General features: G+C 62.2%; 16 protein-coding genes. 14 read left to right on the top strand and 2 right to left on the bottom strand.

Features of this window, described 5'->3' with window-relative positions; all coding sequences use genetic code 11:
- Positions 1-13: 13 nt before the first annotated feature.
- From GJ699_RS20385 to GJ699_RS20420, 8 genes are all read left to right on the top strand, one after another.
- Positions 14-1,009 carry an ABC transporter substrate-binding protein gene (locus GJ699_RS20385; RefSeq protein WP_154379679.1) on the top strand — a complete coding sequence of 332 codons (996 nt, stop codon included), beginning with the start codon at positions 14-16 and terminating at the stop codon, positions 1,007-1,009.
- Positions 1,009-1,872, top strand: coding sequence for an ABC transporter ATP-binding protein (locus tag GJ699_RS20390; RefSeq protein WP_154379681.1), 864 nt, complete (start codon positions 1,009-1,011; stop codon positions 1,870-1,872). Before GJ699_RS20385 ends, GJ699_RS20390 begins: the two co-directional genes overlap by 1 nt.
- Positions 1,869-2,750: an ABC transporter permease gene (locus GJ699_RS20395; RefSeq protein ID WP_154379683.1), complete on the top strand. Its 882-nt coding sequence runs from the start codon at positions 1,869-1,871 to the stop codon at positions 2,748-2,750. The genes GJ699_RS20390 and GJ699_RS20395 overlap by 4 nt, the downstream gene beginning before the upstream one ends.
- Before the next feature lie 155 nt (positions 2,751-2,905).
- Positions 2,906-3,523, top strand: a complete 618-nt coding sequence (locus tag GJ699_RS20400; RefSeq protein ID WP_154380083.1) for an ANTAR domain-containing response regulator — start codon at positions 2,906-2,908, stop codon at positions 3,521-3,523.
- Between the two features lie 376 nt (positions 3,524-3,899).
- On the top strand, positions 3,900-5,072 hold the full coding sequence (locus GJ699_RS20405) for a CmpA/NrtA family ABC transporter substrate-binding protein (protein ID WP_154379685.1): 1,173 nt from the start codon (positions 3,900-3,902) through the stop codon (positions 5,070-5,072).
- Positions 5,073-5,087: 15 nt separating this feature from the next.
- A complete protein-coding gene (gene ntrB / locus GJ699_RS20410; protein ID WP_154379687.1) occupies positions 5,088-6,005 on the top strand; it encodes a nitrate ABC transporter permease in 918 nt (305 codons plus the stop codon).
- Positions 6,006-6,017: 12 nt separating this feature from the next.
- Complete coding sequence (locus tag GJ699_RS20415; protein WP_154379689.1) at positions 6,018-6,821, top strand: ABC transporter ATP-binding protein; 804 nt, start codon at positions 6,018-6,020, stop codon at positions 6,819-6,821.
- 23 nt (positions 6,822-6,844) lie between these two features.
- Positions 6,845-7,513 carry a methyl-accepting chemotaxis protein gene (locus tag GJ699_RS20420; protein ID WP_371867606.1) on the top strand — a complete coding sequence of 223 codons (669 nt, stop codon included), beginning with the start codon at positions 6,845-6,847 and terminating at the stop codon, positions 7,511-7,513.
- On the opposite strand, the gene GJ699_RS20425 is transcribed toward GJ699_RS20420, so the two are convergent.
- Both GJ699_RS20425 and GJ699_RS20430 read right to left on the bottom strand, forming a co-directional pair.
- On the bottom strand, positions 7,485-8,408 hold the full coding sequence (locus GJ699_RS20425; RefSeq protein ID WP_154379693.1) for an alpha/beta fold hydrolase: 924 nt from the start codon (positions 8,406-8,408) through the stop codon (positions 7,485-7,487). The two genes, GJ699_RS20420 and GJ699_RS20425, sit on opposite strands and share 29 nt — an antisense overlap.
- Positions 8,409-8,423: 15 nt before the next feature.
- On the bottom strand, positions 8,424-9,080 hold the full coding sequence (locus GJ699_RS20430; protein ID WP_195763603.1) for a DMP19 family protein: 657 nt from the start codon (positions 9,078-9,080) through the stop codon (positions 8,424-8,426).
- Positions 9,081-9,432: 352 nt separating this feature from the next.
- On the opposite strand from GJ699_RS20430, the gene GJ699_RS20435 reads away from it, so the two are divergent.
- From GJ699_RS20435 to GJ699_RS20460, 6 genes are read left to right on the top strand one after another with little or no spacing between them, the layout of a single operon-like run.
- A complete protein-coding gene (locus GJ699_RS20435; protein WP_154379697.1) occupies positions 9,433-10,728 on the top strand; it encodes an MFS transporter in 1,296 nt (431 codons plus the stop codon).
- A 13-nt stretch (positions 10,729-10,741) separates the two neighbouring features.
- A complete protein-coding gene (gene nirB, locus GJ699_RS20440; protein ID WP_154379699.1) occupies positions 10,742-13,276 on the top strand; it encodes a nitrite reductase large subunit NirB in 2,535 nt (844 codons plus the stop codon).
- Positions 13,277-13,286: 10 nt separating this feature from the next.
- Entirely contained in the window at positions 13,287-13,634 is a 348-nt protein-coding gene (nirD, locus tag GJ699_RS20445; RefSeq protein WP_154379701.1) for a nitrite reductase small subunit NirD, read from the top strand.
- The gene (locus GJ699_RS20450; protein ID WP_154379703.1) at positions 13,631-14,845 is read left to right on the top strand and encodes an NAD(P)/FAD-dependent oxidoreductase; all 1,215 of its coding nucleotides are present in this window, start codon (positions 13,631-13,633) and stop codon (positions 14,843-14,845) included. Before nirD ends, GJ699_RS20450 begins: the two co-directional genes overlap by 4 nt.
- A gap of 9 nt (positions 14,846-14,854) precedes the next feature.
- A complete protein-coding gene (locus tag GJ699_RS20455; protein WP_154379705.1) occupies positions 14,855-17,575 on the top strand; it encodes a nitrate reductase in 2,721 nt (906 codons plus the stop codon).
- Positions 17,576-17,629: 54 nt separating this feature from the next.
- The gene (locus GJ699_RS20460) at positions 17,630-19,000 is read left to right on the top strand and encodes a glutamine synthetase family protein (RefSeq protein ID WP_154379707.1); all 1,371 of its coding nucleotides are present in this window, start codon (positions 17,630-17,632) and stop codon (positions 18,998-19,000) included.
- Positions 19,001-19,051 lie beyond the last annotated feature (51 nt).

Raw genomic sequence — 19,051 nt, forward strand, 5'->3', positions numbered from 1 at the left:
CAAAGGATGCCCCATGTTCAAATTTACCGCCGCCGCTCTGGCGCTCAGCCTGGCCATTGCCGGCCCCGCACAGGCCGAGGGCCGCATCCGCATTGCCGAGCAATTCGGCGTGGTGTACCTGTTGCTGAACATCGCCCAGGACCAGCAGCTGATTGAAAAACAGGGCAAGAAGCTGGGCGTCGACATCGCGGTCGAGCGCGTGCAATTGTCCGGCGGCGCGGCGGTCAATGACGCGCTGCTGTCGGGCGCGGTGGATATCGCCGGCGCCGGCGTCGGTCCGCTGCTGACGATCTGGGACCGCACCGCCGGCCGCCAGAACGTCAAGGGCGTGGCCTCGCTGGGCAGCTTCCCGTATTACCTGGTCAGCACCAATCCCAAGGTGAAGAGCATTGCCGACATCACGGAAAAGGATCGCATTGCGCTGCCGGCGGTGACGGTGTCGGTGCAGTCGCGTATTCTGCAATACGCGGTGGCCAAGCAGTGGGGTGACAAGGAGTTCGCGCGGCTGGATAAATATACGCAGACCTTGCCGCATCCGGATGCGACGGCGGCGGTGATTGCCGGTGGCACCGAGATCAACGGCCACTTCGGCAATCCGCCATTCCAGGAGCAGGAGCTGGCCGGCAATCCGAATGCGCACATCGTGCTGAATTCCTACGATGTGCTGGGCGGCCCGAGTTCGGCCACGGTGCTGTATGCCACCGAGAAGTATCGCAACGAGAATCCCAAGACTTACCGCGCGTTTGTCGCCGCGTTGGCGGAGGCGGCGCAGTACGTCAGCAAGAATCCGGAAGCGGCGGCCGACACTTATCTGCGCGTCAGCAAGAACAAGGTGGACCGCGAGCTGCTGCTGAAGATTATCAAGAACCCGCAGGTACAGTTCAGCGTGGCGCCGCAGAATACCTTCGGCCTGGCGCAGTTCCTGTACCGCGTGGGCGCGATCAAGAAGCAGCCGGCCAGCTGGCGCGATTATTTCTTCGATGATCCTGTGATCGCATCGGGCAGCTGATGACTCTGCAAATTGTCCGACCTGGCAACGGCGTGGCGCCGTTGCTGCGCGCTGAGAATGTGAGCCTGGAATATGGCAGCACGCGCGCCACCCATGACGTCAGTTTCGATGTGTATCGCGGCGATCGCTTCGTGCTGCTTGGGCCTTCCGGCTGCGGCAAATCGTCGCTGCTGAAGGCGGTGGCGGGCTTCGTCCAGCCGCAGGCCGGTAGCATCCGCATCAACGGCGAGTCGGTGCGCGGACCGGGGCCGGACCGGATGGTGGTGTTCCAGGAATTCGATCAGCTGCCGCCGTGGAAGTCGGTGCTGGAGAATGTGATGTTTCCCTTGCTGATGACTAAACAGGTCAGCCGTCACGCGGCGGTTGAGCGGGCGATGCATTGGATCGTCAAGGTGGGACTGGGCGGCTTTGAGCATGCGCATCCGCACACGCTATCCGGTGGCATGAAGCAGCGGGTGGCGATTGCGCGCGCGTTGGCGATGCAGCCGCAGGTGTTGCTGATGGATGAACCGTTCGCGGCGCTGGATGCACTCACGCGCCGCAAGATGCAGGAAGAGCTGGGGCGCTTGTGGGAAGAGCTGCGCTTCACGCTGTTGTTTGTCACCCATTCGATTGAAGAGGCGCTGGTGGTGGGAAATCGGATTTTGCTGTTGTCGCCGCATCCGGGGCAGGTGAGGGCGGAGTTGAACAGCCATCAGTTCGATCTGGTGAGCGCCGGTAGCGCCGAGTTTCAGGCGGCCACGCAGCGCATCCACGGCTTGCTGTTTGGCGAACCCGTCGCACCGACGCAAGCCGGTGCCCATGCAGAGCGTGTTGAGCGGCGCATCATGGATACCCGCGTGCGCGGGAATGACACGCCATGAGTCTCGTGCTTGATCCGCCGATCCGGCAGGAATACGAATATAGCGTGACGCCGCCGGCGCCACAGCCTACCGCCGCCGCCCTGCCGCTGGTGCGGCGCGCCTGGTCGCAAGCATGGCTGCGCAAGACGCTGATCTTGCTGCTGCTGGCCGGTCTATGGGAAGCGCTGGCGCGCTGGCAAGCCAACGACTTGCTGCTGCCGACCTTTGTGCAGACCGCGCAAGCGTTTATCGAGGGCGTCGCCAGCGGCGAGTTGCTGGCGCGCATAGGCGCGTCGCTGACGATGCTGTTGCACGGTTACCTGGCCGGCATCATCGCCGCCTTTGTGCTGACCGCGCTGGCCGCGTCCACCCGCCTCGGCCGCGATCTGCTGGAAACCCTGACCGCCATGTTCAACCCGCTGCCGGCGATCGCGCTGCTGCCGCTGGCATTGCTGTGGTTCGGACTCGGCAAGGCCAGTCTGTTGTTCGTGATTGTGCACGCGGTGCTATGGCCGCTGGCGCTGGGCACCTACGCCGGTTTCCAGGCGGTGCCGGAGACGCTGCGCATGGCCGGCCGCAACTACGGCTTGAGCGGACTGCGTTTTGTCTGGCATCTGCTGATCCCGGCGGCGCTGCCGGCCATCCTGTCCGGACTGAAGATCGGCTGGGCGTTTGCCTGGCGCACGCTGATCGCGGCCGAGCTGGTGTTCGGCACCACCAATGGCCAGGGCGGCCTGGGCTGGTACATTTTTCAGAACCGCAACGAGCTGTACACCGACAAGGTATTCGCCGGCCTGGCCGCCGTTATCCTGATCGGTCTGCTGGTGGAAAACCTCGTGTTCCGTCCGCTGGAAAACGTTACTGTCAAACGTTGGGGTATGCAACGGCAGGTGGCGTAGGGGAATTTTTTCCCGTTGCGCAAGGCGTGGCAAAAACGCTGCGGGCTGGCAGGACTTGTCGGTTGTGCCGTAGAATCTGCAAATGCACATAAAAATTACTGGTTTGATTCTTGCTTGCAGCAGGTTCATGACCCACTCCCATGCGTAAGCCGGCCATGCCCAATTTGCGGATTGTCGTCGTCAACACCGTCATCCACGACGAGGATGACGAGTCGCTGCATGCACAGGCCGAGCGGGCGCGGGTGTTGCGCATCGGCTTGCTGGAGGCCGGCTATGACATCATCGCCTCGCTGCCGCCGGATATGTATCTGCCCGAGCGCATCGCCCAGCTGCAGCCGGACATGATCATCGTCGACGCCGAATCGGACGCGCGCGATGTGCTGGAACATGTGGTGATCGCCACCCGCGACGAGCGTCGCCCGATCGTCATGTTCACCGAAGACCAGGACCCGGACAGCATGCAGGCGGCGGTCAACGCCGGCGTGTCGGCTTATGTGGTGGCCGGCCTGCAGAGCGAGCGCATCAAGCCGGTGCTGCAGGTGGCGCTGGCGCAGTTCAAGCGCGAGCAGAAGCTGCTGGACGAGCTGTCCGACACCAAGAGCAAGCTGGCCGAGCGCAAGGTGATCGAACGCGCCAAGGGCTTGCTGATGCAGCGCCAGGGCTTTTCCGAGGATCAGGCCTACCAGAAGCTGCGCAGCATGGCGATGAGCAAGAACCTGAAGCTGTCCGAGGTGGCACAGCGTATTCTGGACGTCGAAGACCTGCTGGGCTGACCAGAACCGCACGCCAAAATGATGCACCGCGCAATCGCGGTGCATTTTTTTGCCCAATTTGCCTGCAGCCATCCCTCTTTCCCTCTGTAAACCATCTGGCACGGACATTGCATAGCTGTAGGCAAGCGCAATGTAGCGCGGCTGCGCTCCGCCAACGGCGGTGGAGCCCACCAGACAACGACGTCTACCGATCATGAATTCGTTTCGTGAGGGTAGGCGTTTTTTTTGGCTCATAGTTATCGACGACTACAAGAAGGGATACACCATGAAATACAAGAAGCTGGATACTAAGAGTGCATTGCCTCCCAAGACGGAAGAGGTTAACGTCACACGCAGAAAATTAATTCATGGTGCAGGTCTTGTAGTGGGAGGAGGTATGTTGGGTTTGGCAACGGGTGGGGTATGGGCAGCGGGTTCGGATAAGCCGGAGAAGGAAGAAATCAAGATCGGCTTCATCCCGCTGACCGATTGCGCCTCGGTGGTGATGGCCTCGGTGCTGGGCTTCGACAAGAAGTATGGCGTCAAATTCGTATTGAGCAAGGAAGCCTCGTGGGCTGGCGTGCGCGACAAGCTGTCCAATGGCGACCTGGACGCCGCGCACGTGCTGTACGGCCTGCTGTACGGCGTGCAGATGGGCATCGGCGGCCAGAAGAAGGACATGGCTGTGCTGATGAGCCTGAATAACAACGGCCAGGCCATCACGCTGTCGAAAAAAGTGGCCGACAAGGGCGGCGTCGATGGCGCCTCGCTGGCCAAGCTGATGCAGACCGACAAGCGCGAGTACACCTTCGCGCAAACCTTCCCGACCGGCACCCACGCCATGTGGCTGTACTACTGGCTGGCCGCCAACGGCATCAATCCGCTGAAGGATGCCAAGGTCATCACCGTGCCGCCGCCGCAGATGGTGGCCAATATGCGCGTCGGTAACATGGACGGCTTCTGCGTTGGTGAGCCGTGGGGCCACCGCGCCATCATGGACGGCGTCGGCATCACCGCCACCACCACCCAGGATATCTGGAAGGATCACCCGGAGAAGGTGCTGGGCTGCACGCTGGAATTCGCCAAGAAGTATCCGAATACCTGCCGCGCCATGATGGCCGCCATCCTGGAAGCCGGCAAATGGATCGATGCCTCGCTGGCCAACAAGAACAAGATGGCCGAGGTCATCGCCGACAAATCCTACGTCAACACCAGCAAGGATGCGATCGACCAGCGCATTATGGGCCGCTACCAGAACGGCCTGGGCAAGACCTGGGACGATCCGAATCACATGAAGTTCTACAACGATGGCGCGGTCAACTTCCCTTACCTGTCGGATGGCATGTGGTTCATGACCCAGCATCGCCGCTGGGGCTTGCTGAAGGACGATCCGGATTATCTGGCGGTGGCGACGTCGGTCAACCAGATCGAGCTGTACAAGGATGCGGCCACCATGACCAAGACGCCGGTGCCGAAGAGCCCGCTGCGTACGTCGAAATTGATGGATGGTTCCGTGTGGGACGGCAAGAACCCGAAAGCGTTCGCCGCCTCGTTCAAGATCAAAGCCTGATAACAGGAGAATCTCATGAACGCTATGCTCAAACCCGACAGCGCCGAGCCGGTGTCGGCAGGCACCGACTCGTCTGCCGCATCCGCCACCGCCACCGCCACCCGCCGTCCGCGCCGCCCGCTGGCCGCCAACGGCACCGCGCGTGCTCGCAAGCAGGTCTCGGCCCACGTCGTCAAATACGTCGCGCCGCTGATGGGCGCGGCCTTGCTGGTGCTGATCTGGCAGCTGATCACGATCAACAACAGCAACTTCCCAACCCCGGCCGCGACCTTCGCGGAAGCCGCCAAGCTGCTGGCCGATCCGTTCTACCGCAACAGCCCGAATGACCAAGGCATAGGCTGGAATCTGCTGGCGTCGCTGCAGCGGGTTGGCGTGGGCTTTGGCCTGGCCGCGCTGGTTGGCATTCCGCTCGGCTTCCTGATCGGCCGCGTGCAATTCATCAGCGCCATGTTCAGCCCCATCATCAGCCTGCTGAAGCCGGTGTCGCCGCTGGCCTGGCTGCCGATAGGCCTGCTGGTGTTCAAGTCGGCCAATCCGGCCGCGATCTGGTCGATCTTCATTTGCTCGATCTGGCCGATGATTATCAACACCGCGATCGGCGTGCAGCGCGTGCCGCAGGATTACATGAACGTGGCGCGGGTGCTGAATCTGTCGGAATGGAAGATTCTGACCAAGATCCTCCTGCCATCGGCGCTGCCGTTCGTGCTGACCGGTGTGCGGCTGTCGATCGGCACCGCGTGGCTGGTGATCGTCGCGGCCGAGATGCTGACCGGCGGCGTGGGCATCGGCTTCTGGGTGTGGGACGAATGGAATAACCTCAATGTACCGCACATCATTATCGCCATCGGCGCGATCGGTCTGGTGGGGCTGCTGCTGGAGCAGGCGCTGATGGCGCTGGCCCGTGCCTTCACCTACGAACAAGTATCCAACTAAGGAGCGGCGATCATGGACGAATCCAAATTCATCGACATCGAAGGCGTGGAGATGGTGTTCCACACCAAGAAGGGTGTATTCCACGCGCTGCGCGAGATCGACCTCAAAGTGGCCAAGGGCGAATTCATTACGCTGATCGGCCACTCGGGCTGCGGCAAGTCGACCTTGCTGAACCTGATCGCCGGCCTGCTGGAGCCGACCGACGGCGTGCTGCTGTGCGCCAACCGCGAGATCGCCGGGCCGTCGCCGGAGCGCTCGGTGGTGTTCCAGAACCACTCGCTGCTGCCATGGCTGACCTGCTACGAAAACATCTACCTCGGCGTCGAGAGCGTGTTTGGCAAGACTGAAAGCGCGGCCCGGCTGCGCGAGCGCACGCTGCACACGCTGGCGCTGGTGGGCCTGATGCATGCGGAGAACAAGCGGCCGCATGAAATCTCGGGCGGCATGAAGCAGCGCGTTGGCATCGCCCGCGCGCTGGCGATGGAACCGAAAGTGCTGCTGATGGACGAACCATTCGGCGCGCTGGACGCGCTGACCCGCGCCCATTTGCAGGACGAGCTGCTGAAGATCGTCGCCGCCACCAAATCGACGGTGGTGATGGTGACGCACGATGTGGACGAAGCGGTGCTGCTGTCTGACCGCATCGTCATGATGACCAACGGCCCGGCCGCCACCATCGGCGAAATCGTCGAGGTGCAGCTGGAGCGACCGCGCGACCGCGTGGCGCTGGCGTCGGATGCCAAGTACATGGAATACCGCACCGCGGTGCTGGAATTCCTGTACCGCAAACAGGCGCATCCCGCCAAGGCCGCATAACCAAAGGAGAGCCTACGATGCACATGCACGCGCCTATCCCACCCGCCGCCGGCCAGGCCAGCGGCAAGCCGTTGCCGGGAGAAGTCTTCGGAGCCCTGATCAATTTGTCCGGGCGCCGGCGCTTCACTTCGCAGCGACTGGTGTTATACGCCGTGCTGGCATCGCAGCAGCAAGACGGCGCGGCGGCGGTGGCGCAGGAAGCGTTGGCGCTGTTTCGCGGCGCGCACAAATCGCTGCTGACCGAGGCCGATGGCTTGCCGGGCGTGTTCTGCCCGGAGCTGGAACAGGCTTACCACGGCAAGCTGCAGGGGGACCGCAGCATCACCGCTTTTGCGGATCTGGCCGAGCGCACCTTGCGGGCGATTGCGCAGGCGTCGCGCGACAGTGCCGAGCTGCTGGCGGAACTGGTGCGCATCACCACGCCGACGCTGGCGATTCTGAACCAGATCACCTCCATTTATGAAGAGCAGGCCAAGCTGCATGCGCGGCTGATGAAGAAGCAGCTGCGCGGCGTGATCACGGATATTGAAACCATCAACCGCCAGGCGCGCATGGTGGCCTTCAATGCCCGCATCGTCGCCGCGCGGGCGGGGCAGGCCGGCAAGGAGTTTTCAGTGGTGGCCGGCGTGCTGTCGAATATCTCCGGCGAGATCGACGAAATGGTCAGCGCGGCGCTGGCGGCGGCGGGTTAGCCTTCATCCACTCGGCCAGGCTGGCGATGAAGTCCTGCAGGTGGTCTTTATCCGGCGCTTTCAGACCGTGGCTGGCGTTGGGGAATTCGACGAAGCGGAAGTTGCGCTGCGGGCGTTGGGTGAAGAAATCGCGCAGGGCGCGGCCGGCTTCAATCGCTTCGCTTTCATCCTTCTCGCCCATGGCGTTGATGATCGGGATATTAAGCTGGGCGTAAGTGGTCAGCGGATCGTAGAACAGGTGTGAGCTCCAGTAGCGGTACTTGTGGCCGAAGAAGTCCTTGTCCACATCATCGGGATGGGCCTTGATGTCGGCATAGGTTTGCAGGAAGTAGTCGCGCGAGAACGGCTTGGCGTAGGGCTCCACGCCGCGATCGGCAAAGATCAGTAACACCTGGCTTTGCGGCAGCCCGCCGGCGCCGATGGTCGCCAGCCAGCCGGCTTTCGGGCTGCGCAGCGCCACCAGCGGTGCCACCGCACCGCCCTCGGAAAAGCCCAGCACCGCCACGCTGCGCGGCCCACGCGCGCGCAGGTCCGGCTGGCTATCGAGGAAGGCCAGATTGTCGCTGACGCGGTTTTCCATCAGATCCGCCGCATCGTATTCAGTGGTGCAGGATTCGCCATCAGCACCTTTTTGCACGCCCGGCTTATCCAGATAATAAACGCTGAGCGGCGCCGGATAGCGCTCGAAATAGAACTGCATGCGGACGCTGTAATCCCTGCATCCCGAGCCATGCAGCAGCAGGATGGGCGTGCCCACCGCCTCGGTATCGTGCAAATGATAGTAGCGGCGCTGCTGGCCGTTGATGCCGACCGTGCCCTCATCGAGCAGTCGTGCGGCAAACACAGGGAACGTGAGAATGCTGGCGGCTATTGCCAATAAAAGGTGACGAAACATCAAATGGCTGCGATTTTATTGTAAGAATGAGTCTTCATGATCACGGAGGTATTGGCGTAGCAGTTGTGGGAATTTCTCTATAAGTGGGCAAAGCAGATCGTCAAATTTATTGAGCTCAGTTTCGGCATATGATGCCATGAACTCTTCGATGGTGAAGGAAGCCGGCACAGGGCGTCGCTTTGCCTCTTCCTCCGCGATGCGCATAATTTGTTCAAGCAGCTTCGCTGCTTCGGGGCTCCCCAATTCGTACAGGGCAGCGGGGACAAGAGATGCCATGCTGGCTGACGGATTCCAGAAGAACTGATTGACACCACCGTTCATCACCTCCATTCCGAAGATAAAAGACAGATAACACACTTGAAGGCCGCGTGGTAGTTCCTGCAAGGCTGCCTGTACGTCCTCCCTGGCTGCAAGATGGTGATCGACGTAGGTGCAGATGGCATATTCCAGATCATCACTGGGGAGTGATCGGAGTGCTTCGCGCGTAAGCGCGACTAGTTCAGTCCTCGGCTGTTGTTGAACCGCGTCCAGCCTGCGTAGCGTCTCCTGTGCCTCAGGCGGCAGCGAGGCGTACAGGCGCTCTCTATATTCCTTGAGCTCATCCTCGCTCATCGATTGAATTCTGGCGTTTGCTGCATTTAACTCTTCCAGCGTGAACGGTTTGGGCTCCATGGCTCGCTGCATCAAGTGGCACATGAGAGCAAGGATAGCAGCTTACCGATTCCTCAAGATGCACAATTTATCACCGCTTTAGCGCACCGATAGCGTGCGCGGTGCACCGCAACATCGCACTGCACCAACGCGTTATCCGTCTCAAAATAGTGTTCTCCCTCTGAGCATGCGGGTTGCAAGGCCTGGCACGGCTCTTGCAATACTGTGAACAAGAGGTCAACGGCGATCTCCCTGCAGTACACGAATTCACAGCTGGTCCAAGGACGGACTGGCAGGACAACGGCGTCCGCCCAACCCGGTCTTTGAGGCCCGGTTGCGCGGACGCCTTTTTGTTTTCTGAACGGGATAAAAAATGGCCAGCAAAGCTACCAGCATCAAGCTCTTCTCGATTTCAACGCCTCAGATGCGGGCGTTCCACTTGACCTGGATGGCGTTCTTCGTCTGCTTCTTCGCCTGGTTCGCCTGCGCGCCGCTGATGCCGGTGATTAAAGGCGAATTCGGTCTGACCCCGGGCCAGATCGCCAACATCAATATCGCCGCCGTCGCGGTCACCATCATCGTGCGCCTGATCGTCGGCCCGCTGTGCGACCACTTCGGCCCGCGCAAAGCCTATACCGGCTTGCTGCTGCTGGGCTCCATCCCGGTGATCGGCGTCGCTTTCGCGCAGAGCTACGAGAGCTTCCTGTTCTTCCGCCTCGCCATCGGCGCGGCCGGCGCCAGCTTCGTTATCACTCAGTACCACACCTCGGTGATGTTCGCGCCGAACGTGGTGGGCACCGCCAACGCCGCTGCCGCTGGCTGGGGCAATGCCGGTGGTGGTGTGGCGCAGGCGCTGATGCCACTGCTGATGACCGCCATGGTCATGCTGGGCGTCAGCGAGGGCTTCGGCTGGCGCGCCGCGCTGCTGGTGCCGGGCGTGCTGATGATCGTGATGGCCTTTGTCTACTACCGCTACACCCAGGACTGCCCGCAGGGGAACTTCAGCGATCTGCGTGCGGCCGGCATCGCGATTGAGGGGGGCAAGAAAGGTGGCTGGGACTCGTTCAAGCTGGCCGCCGCCAACTACCGCGTATGGCTGCTGTTCGTTACCTACGGCGCCTGCTTCGGTATCGAGATCTTCATCCACAACATCGCTGCCACCTACTACGTCGATCACTTCAAACTGACGCTGGCGCAGGCTGGCATGGCGGCTGGTTCCTTCGGTCTGCTGGCGCTGTTCGCCCGTGCGCTGGGCGGCTGGGTATCGGATAAATTCGCTGCCACCGGCAATCTGAATAACCGCGTCACGCTGCTGTTCGTGCTGATGCTGGGCGAGGGCGCCGGCCTGTTGATGTTTGCCCACGCCGGCAGCGCGGTGCTGGCGGTCGGCGCGATGCTGATCTTCGGCCTGTTCACCCACATGGCTTGCGGCGCGACCTACGCCGTGGTGCCTTTCGTCGACAAGCGCGCCCTGGGCGGCGTGGCCGGCATCATCGGCGCCGGCGGCAATGTGGGCGCGGTCGCCGCAGGTTTCCTGATGAAGGGTCTGGGCGATGTACAGCAAACGCTGAGCATACTCGGTGTACTGGTCGCCATCTCCGCGCTGTGCGCGCTGGCCGCCCGCTTCAGCGCCGATACCGTCAAACAATCCGCAATCGCCACCGCTTAATAGGACTCGCATCATGAAAATTATCGTTATCGGCCACGGCATGGTTGGCCACAAATTCCTGGAAAGCCTGGCCGCCAGCGGTACGCCTAACCTGCAGGTGACGGTGCTGTGCGAAGAGCCGCGTCCGGCCTACGATCGCGTCCACCTGTCCGAATTCTTCTCGGGTAAAAGCGCCGACGACCTGTCGCTGGTGAAGCCAGGCTTCTTCGAACAAAACGACAGCATGGTGCTGCGCCTGAACACCCGCGCCACCGCCATTGACACCAAGGCCAAGACCGTGGCCACCGCCGGAGGCGAAGTGCTCTCCTACGACAAACTGGTGATCGCCACCGGCTCGTTCCCGTTCGTGCCGCCGCTGCCGGGCAAGGAGCGCAAGGACTGCTTCGTCTACCGCACCATCGAAGATCTGGAAGCGATGCTGGAATGCGGCAACCGCGCCAAGACCGGCGTGGTGATCGGCGGCGGCCTGCTGGGCCTCGAATGCGCCAAAGCGCTGCGCGACATGAAGCTGGACACCCACGTGGTCGAGTTCTCGCCACGCCTGATGGCGGTGCAGGTGGACGATCACGGCGGCCGCGTGCTGCGTCGTAAAATCGAACAACTGGGCGTGACCGTCCATACCGGCAAAAACACCACCGCCATCGTCGACGGCACCGAAGCCACGCACCGCATGGAGTTCGCGGACGGCGGCCATCTGGAAGCCGACATGATCGTGTTCTCGGCCGGTATCCGCCCACGCGACATGCTGGCCAAGGAAGCCGGCCTGGCCATCGGCCCGCGCGGCGGCATTGAGATCAACAACAACTGCGTCACCTCCGATCCGGACGTCTACGCCATCGGCGAATGTGCGCTGTGGGGTGGCCTGATTTTCGGTCTGGTCGCACCAGGCTACGAAATGGCGCGCGTCGCCGCCAAGCACCTGCTGGGCGAAGCCGCCGAATTCGCCGGCGCCGACATGAGCACCAAGCTGAAACTGATGGGCGTGGACGTGGCCTCGATCGGTGACCCGCATGGCAAGGAAGAGGGTAGCCACTCCTACCAGTTCATCGACGAGCGCAAACAGATCTACAAAAAGATCGTGGTATCCAGCTGCGGCAAATACCTGCTGGGCGGCGTGATGGTAGGCGATGCCAGCGAATACGGCACGCTGCTGCAAATGATGCTGAACAAAATCGAGCTGCCGGAATCGCCGGAGTTCCTGATCCTGCCGCAATCGGACGGCGCGGCCAAGCCGGCGCTGGGTGTGGATGCACTGCCTGACAGCGCCCAGATCTGCTCCTGCAATAACATCTCCAAAGGCCAGCTGTGCGCCGCCGTGCAGAACGGCGCCACCACCGTCGGTGAACTGAAATCGTGCACCACCGCCGGCACCGCGTGCGGTGGCTGCGTTCCGCTGGTCACCCAGGTGATGAAGGCCGAGATGAAGAAGCAGGGCATGGAAGTTAACAACCATGTGTGCGAACACTTCGGCTACTCGCGTCAGGAGCTGTTCCACCTGATTAAAGTCGGCCAGATCAAGACCTTCAGCGATCTGCTGCACAAGCATGGCAAGGGTCTGGGCTGCGACGTCTGCAAACCGCTGGCCGCCAGCATCCTGGCCACCATCAACAACGAATTCGTGCTGAAGAAGGAACACGCCAGCCTGCAGGACACCAACGACTACTTCCTCGGTAACATTCAGAAGGATGGTACCTACTCGGTGGTGCCGCGCATGCCGGCCGGTGAAGTAACGCCTGATGGCCTGATCGCGGTCGGCATGGTGGCCAAGAAGTACGGCCTGTATACCAAGATCACCGGCGGCGCGCGCGTTGACATGTTTGGCGCCCGTGTTGAACAGCTGCCGCTGATCTGGGAAGAGCTGATCGCCGCCGGCTTCGAATCCGGCCACGCCTACGGCAAATCGCTGCGTACCGTGAAATCCTGCGTCGGTTCGACCTGGTGCCGTTATGGCGTCGATGATTCGATCGGCCTGGCGGTGGAACTGGAGAATCGCTACAAAGGTCTGCGCACGCCGCACAAGATCAAGTTCGGCGTTTCCGGCTGTACCCGCGAGTGCGCCGAAGCGCAGGGCAAGGACGTCGGCGTGATCGCCACCGAAAAAGGCTGGAACCTGTACGTGTGCGGCAACGGCGGCATGAAGCCACGTCACGCGGAACTGATCGCGACCGAACTGGATAAAGCCACGCTGATCCAGTACATCGACCGCTTCCTGATGTTCTACAGCCGCACCGGCGACCGTCTGCAACGCACCAGCACCTGGCGTGAAAACATGGAAGGCGGCCTGGATTACCTGAAGAGCGTCATCATCAACGACAAGCTGGGCATCGCCGCCGAGCTGGAAGCCGATATGGCGCACGTGGTCAGCACCTACGCTTGCGAGTGGAAGGAAGCGGTCGAGAATCCGGAAACCCGCAAACGCTTCCGTCACTTTGTCAACAGCGAGAAGGGCGACCAGAACGTGCTGTTCATGGAAGAACGCGGCCAGATCCGCCCGGCCACCATCGAAGAACGCAAACGCGTTATCCCTATCGCAGTCAAGGCAGCTTAAGGAGAAGACTATGCACCGTGATATTCAAACCGATAACTGGATCGCCGTCTGCAACCTGGACGACATCGTGCCGAACACCGGCGTGTGCGCGCTGCTGAACGATGCGCAGATCGCCGTGTTCCACGTTGACGATGGCGCCGCGCGCGTGTTCGCCATCGAGAACTACGATCCGAATTCGGAAGCTTCCGTGCTGTCGCGCGGCCTGGTGGGTTCGCTGGGCGAGCGCATTGTGGTCGCCTCGCCGATCTACAAGCAGCACTTCGATCTGCAGACCGGCGAATGCCTGGAAGCGCCGCAGCATTCGGTGGCCACCTATCCCGCCCGCATCGACGGTGGCAAAGTCTGGGTCGGCCTATGAAGCCCGCGCTGGTCGTGATCGGTAACGGCATGGCCGGCATGCGCACGGTCGAGGAGCTGTACAAGCTCGCGCCGGACATGTACGACATCACCGTGTTCGGCGCCGAGCCGCATGGTAACTACAACCGCATCCTGCTGTCGCCAGTGCTGGCGGGCGAGAAGAGCATGGAAGACATCATGCTCAACACGCGCGAATGGTATGTGCAGCACAAGATCACGCTGCACGCTGGCGACCCGGTGGTGCATATCGACCGCCGCAACCGCATCGTGCGCGCCAAGTCCGGCCTGGAAGTGAAGTACGACCGGCTGCTGATCGCCACCGGCTCCAAACCCTTCATCATTCCGGTGCCGGGCCACCAGCTGAACGGCGTGCTGGCTTTCCGCGACATTCAGGACGTGGAGCAGATGCTGGCCATGGCGCGCAATCACCGCAACGCGGTGGTCATCGGCGGCGGCCTGCTGGGTCTTGAAGCGGCCAACGGCCTGCAACGCCAGGGCATGAGCGTCACGGTGGTGCACGTGACCGACGCGCTGATGAACCAGCAGTTGGACAAGCCCGCCGCGCTGCTGCTGCAAAAGGCGCTGGAAGCCAAGGGGCTGAAGTTCATGATGGGCGCACAGACCGAAGAAATCATCGGTCCGGACCGCGTGACCGGCGTACGCTTCAAGGATGGCACCGTGATTCCGGCCGACCTGGTGGTGATGACCGCCGGTGTGCGGCCGAATATCGAACTGGCGAAAGCCGCCGGCCTGCATTGCGAACGTGCTATCGTGGTCGACGACACGCTGCAAACCTACGACCCGCGCGTCTACGCCGTGGGCGAATGCGTGCAGCACCGCAGCGCTACCTTTGGTCTGGTGGCGCCGATCTGGGATCAGGCCCGCGTCTGCGGCGCCCACCTGGCCGGCGCCGGCGTGCGTCGATACGTACAGCAAACCTCGCCGACCCGTCTGAAAGTGACCGGCGTCGATCTGTATTCGGTGGGAGACTTCATCGGCGGCGAAGGCAGTGAAGATCTGGTGCTGCGCGATGCGCGGCGCGGCGTCTACAAGCGATTGGTGATCAAGGACGGCCGCGTGACTGGCGCGGTGCTGTACGGCGACGTCAAGGACGGCCCGTGGTATTTCGGTTTGATCCAGAATCGTGCCGACATTACGCCAATCCGGCAAACCCTGTTATTTGGCGAGGCCCTGTCCAACCGGGCCGCCTGAAGGAATATCTTGAACCTGTCCACCGACCATCTGGCCATCCGTACCACTTGCGCATACTGCGGCGTAGGCTGCGGCGTGCAGGCCACGCCCAAGGACGATGGCGGTTTCGCCATCGCTGGAGACAAGCTGCATCCGGCGAATCTGGGCCGGTTGTGCGTCAAGGGTTCCGCCCTGGGCGAAACCGTTGGTCTCGAAGGCCGCCTGCTGTATCCGCAGGTGCGCGAGGCTGATGGCCTGCGCCGCGTGTCGTGGGATGAGGCGCTCGGCCAGGTCGCGGACAAGTGGAAGTCCATCATCGCCGAACATGGCCCGGACGCGGTGGCGCTGTACGTCTCCGGCCAACTGCTGACCGAGGACTACTACGTCGCCAATAAACTGATGAAGGGCTACGTCGGTAGCGCCAACATCGACACCAACTCGCGCCTGTGCATGTCGTCCGCCGTGGCGGGCTACAAGCGCGCCTTTGGCGAAGACCTGGTGCCGGTCTGCTACGATGATCTGGAACTGGCAGACATGATTGTGCTGGTCGGCTCCAACACCGCGTGGTGCCATCCGATTCTGTTCCAGCGCATCTTGAAAGCCAAGGAGGCGCGCCCGGAGATGAAGCTGGTGGTGATCGATCCGCGCCGCACCGCCACCTGCGAGCTGGCCGACCTGCACCTGCCGGTCAAAGCCGGTACCGACGTCTGGCTGTTCAACGGCTTGCTGAGCTATCTGTCGCGCATCGGCGCGGTCGATCCGCAATTCATCGAACAGCACACCAATGGTTTCGAGGCCGCGCTGGACGTGGCCCGTGCCGATTGCGCCGATCCGGCCGTGGTGGCCAAAATCTGCCGCATCGAACTGCCGCTGCTGCTGGAGTTCTACGAACTGTTTGCCGCCACCCGCAAGACCATCACCGCTTACTCGATGGGCGTGAACCAGTCTTCGGCCGGCACTGACAAAGCCAACGCCATCATCAACTGCCACCTGATCGGCGGTCGTCTCGGCAAGCCGGGCATGGGGCCGTTCTCGATCACCGGCCAGCCGAATGCGATGGGCGGCCGCGAAGTGGGCGGCCTGGCGAATATGCTGGCCGCGCACATGGATCTGGAACGCGCCGAGCACAGAGACGTGGTGCAAACGTTTTGGGACTCGCCAGTCATGGCCGACAAGGGCGGCCTGAAAGCGGTCGATCTGTTCCAGGCCATCGAAGCGGGCAAGGTCAAGTCGGTGTGGGTGATTGCCACCAATCCGGTGGTCAGCCTGCCGGATGCCGACCAGGCGCGGCGCGCGCTGGAAAAATGCGAGCTGGTGATTTCGTCCGACATCATGCAAGACACCGACACCACCGCCTACGCTGACGTGTTGCTGCCGGCGCTGGGCTGGGGCGAGAAGGACGGCACCGTCACCAACTCCGAGCGCCGCATCTCGCGCCAGCGCGCCTTCCTGGCGGCGCCGGGCGAGGCGCTGCCGGACTGGCAGATCCTGTCGCTGTTCGCGCAGCACATGGGCTATAGCGGTTTCGATTTCGACGGCCAGTACGACGTGTTCGACGAACATGCGCGCCTGAGCGGCTTCCGCAACGCCATCGGCGACGTGCCGCGCGCGTTCGACATGTCCGGCCTGGCCGGCCTCGATCAGCGCCAGTACAACGATCTGGAGCCGACTCAGTGGCCGGTACGCCGCACCGCTTCCGGCGAGCTGCAAGTGGAAGTGCGTCTGTTTAAAGACAATGTGTATGCGCACGCAGACGGCAAGGCGCGCTTCATCGCCACCGCGCCGCGCGCGCCGATGCACGCCGTCAGCGAAGACTATCCGCTGTCGCTCAACACCGGCCGCGTGCGCGATCAGTGGCACACCATGACCCGTACCGGCAAGTCGGCCACGCTGGCCGATCACATCGCCGAATCCTTCGTCGACATGCATCCACAAGACGCGCTGCTGAGCGGCGTACGCGAGGGCGAGCTGGCGCGCGTCACCTCGGAATGGGGCGCGATGGTGGCACGGGTGCAGCATGGCGGCGGCATCCCGCGCGGCAGCGTATTCATTCCGATTCACTGGAACGGCCAGACCGCGTCCGATGCTCGCGTTGGCGCGCTGGTGAATCCGGTGGTGGACCCGGTGTCGGGCGAGCCTGAATTCAAGCACACGCCGGTGCGCGTGGAGCAGTTCCGCGTCAACTGGCATGGTTTCATCCTGAGTCGAGATGCGCTGAACCTGGATAGCGTCGCTCACTGGACCCGCATTCAGGGCCGCGAGTTCGCTCGCTACGAACTGGCTGGCCGCAACACCGTCAAGGATTACAGCGCTTGGTCGCGTGAGCTGCTGGGCGTGAACGATCCGGATGCCGACTGGCTGGAGTACGAAGACAAGACCGCCGGCGTGTATCGCGCCGTGCACGTGGTGAATGACCGCATCGAACAATGTATCTTCATGTCGCCGCGCCAGGACATGCCGTCGCGCGCATGGTTGGCCAGTCTGTTCGTCAAAGAGCAGTTGAGTGAGATTGATCGTGTTGGCCTGCTGGTCGGCATGCCGGTGGAGAAGGGCGCGGACACCGGTCCTACCGTGTGCTCGTGCTTCGGTGTCGGCCGCAACACCATCTGCAACGCCATCATCGAGAAGGATCTGAAGACGGTGCCGGAAGTGACGGCCTGCCTCAAGGCCGGCGGCAACTGTGGTTCCTGCGTGCCGGAGATTAAAAAGATTCTGGTACAAACCCGCGTGGAGGCGGCCGAGGCGCAGTAAGCAAGGTTGCGATTATGGTAAGCTAGACTGGTCGATCGCAATTTAGAGCGCCTCATGTCTATCCGCGAAAACTTCTCCGATGCAGATATGGACCAGTGGCTCAACGATAACCGAGTCACTGAAATTGAATGCCTGGTGCCTGACCTGACCGGTGTCGCGCGCGGCAAAATTCTGCCGCGTGCCAAATTCACTCAGGAGCGCGGCATGCGCATTCCGGAAGCGGTGCTGGGCATGACCGTCACCGGCAATTACCCGACCGAGGACGCGGCCTATGACCGCGCCATCTCCAACACCGACCGCGACATGATCCTGCGCGCGGACCCCGGCAGCATCACCACCGTCCCCTGGGCCATCGACCCCACCGCGCAGGTGATTCACGACTGCTACTTCGCTGACGGCACGCTGGTCGATTTCGCGCCACGCTCGGTGCTGCGGCGTGTGCTCAAACTGTACGCGGACCGTGGCTGGACCCCGGTGGTGGGGCCGGAGCTGGAGTTCTACCTCACCGAAAAGAACATCGATCCCGACCTGCCATTGAAAGCGCCTGTGGGCCGCAGCGGCCGCGCCGAGACCACGCGCCAGGTCTACAGCATCGACGCCGTCAACGAATTCGATCCGCTGTTCGAAGACATTTACGACTACTGCGCGCTGATGAATCTGGACGTCGATACACTGATCCACGAAACCGGCGCCGGCCAGATGGGCCTCAACTTCCAGCACGGCGATGCGCTGGCGCTGGCCGATAATGTGTTCTACTTCAAGCGCACCTTGCGCGAAGCGGCGCTCAAGCACGATATGTACGCCACCTTCATGGCCAAGCCAATGGCGGGCGAGCCCGGATCGGCGATGCACGTGCACCAGAGCGTGAGCGATGCCGCCACTGGCCGCAATATCTTCAGCCAGGAAGACGGTTCGCCGTCGCCGGTGTTCCGCCATTACATCGGCGGCTTGCAGCGCTACACGCCGGCCGCGATGGCGATCCTGGCGCCGTATGTGAATTCCTACCGCCGCATCGTGCGCCACACGGCGGCGCCGATCAACGTCCAGTGGGGCATGGACAATCGCACCGTGGGATTCCGCATTCCGATCTCCGGCGTTGAACAGCGGCGCGTGGAAAACCGCATTATCGGCGCCGACGCCAATCCCTACCTGGCGATGGCGGTCACGCTGGCCTGCGGCTATCTCGGCATGGTGGACCAGTTGGAGCCGACGCCAATGTACAACGGCAGCGCCTACGACCATTTCTACGAACTGCCGCAAGGCTTGCCGCAGGCGCTGACGCTGCTGCGCCAGGAAGACCGTCTGCGCGAGGTACTGGGCGAGCGCTTCATCGACGTCTACACCGCCATCAAGGAGTTGGAGCACCAGGAGTTCATGACGGTGATCAGCCCCTGGGAACGGGAACACTTATTGCTCCACGTTTGAGCACTGCCTTTATAATCACCGGTTTGGCAAATATTATTTTACCTTTCTAAT

It is taken from the genome of Duganella guangzhouensis, assembly GCF_009674535.1.
In the GTDB taxonomy this organism is placed as follows: Bacteria; Pseudomonadota; Gammaproteobacteria; order Burkholderiales; family Burkholderiaceae_D; genus Rugamonas; species Rugamonas guangzhouensis.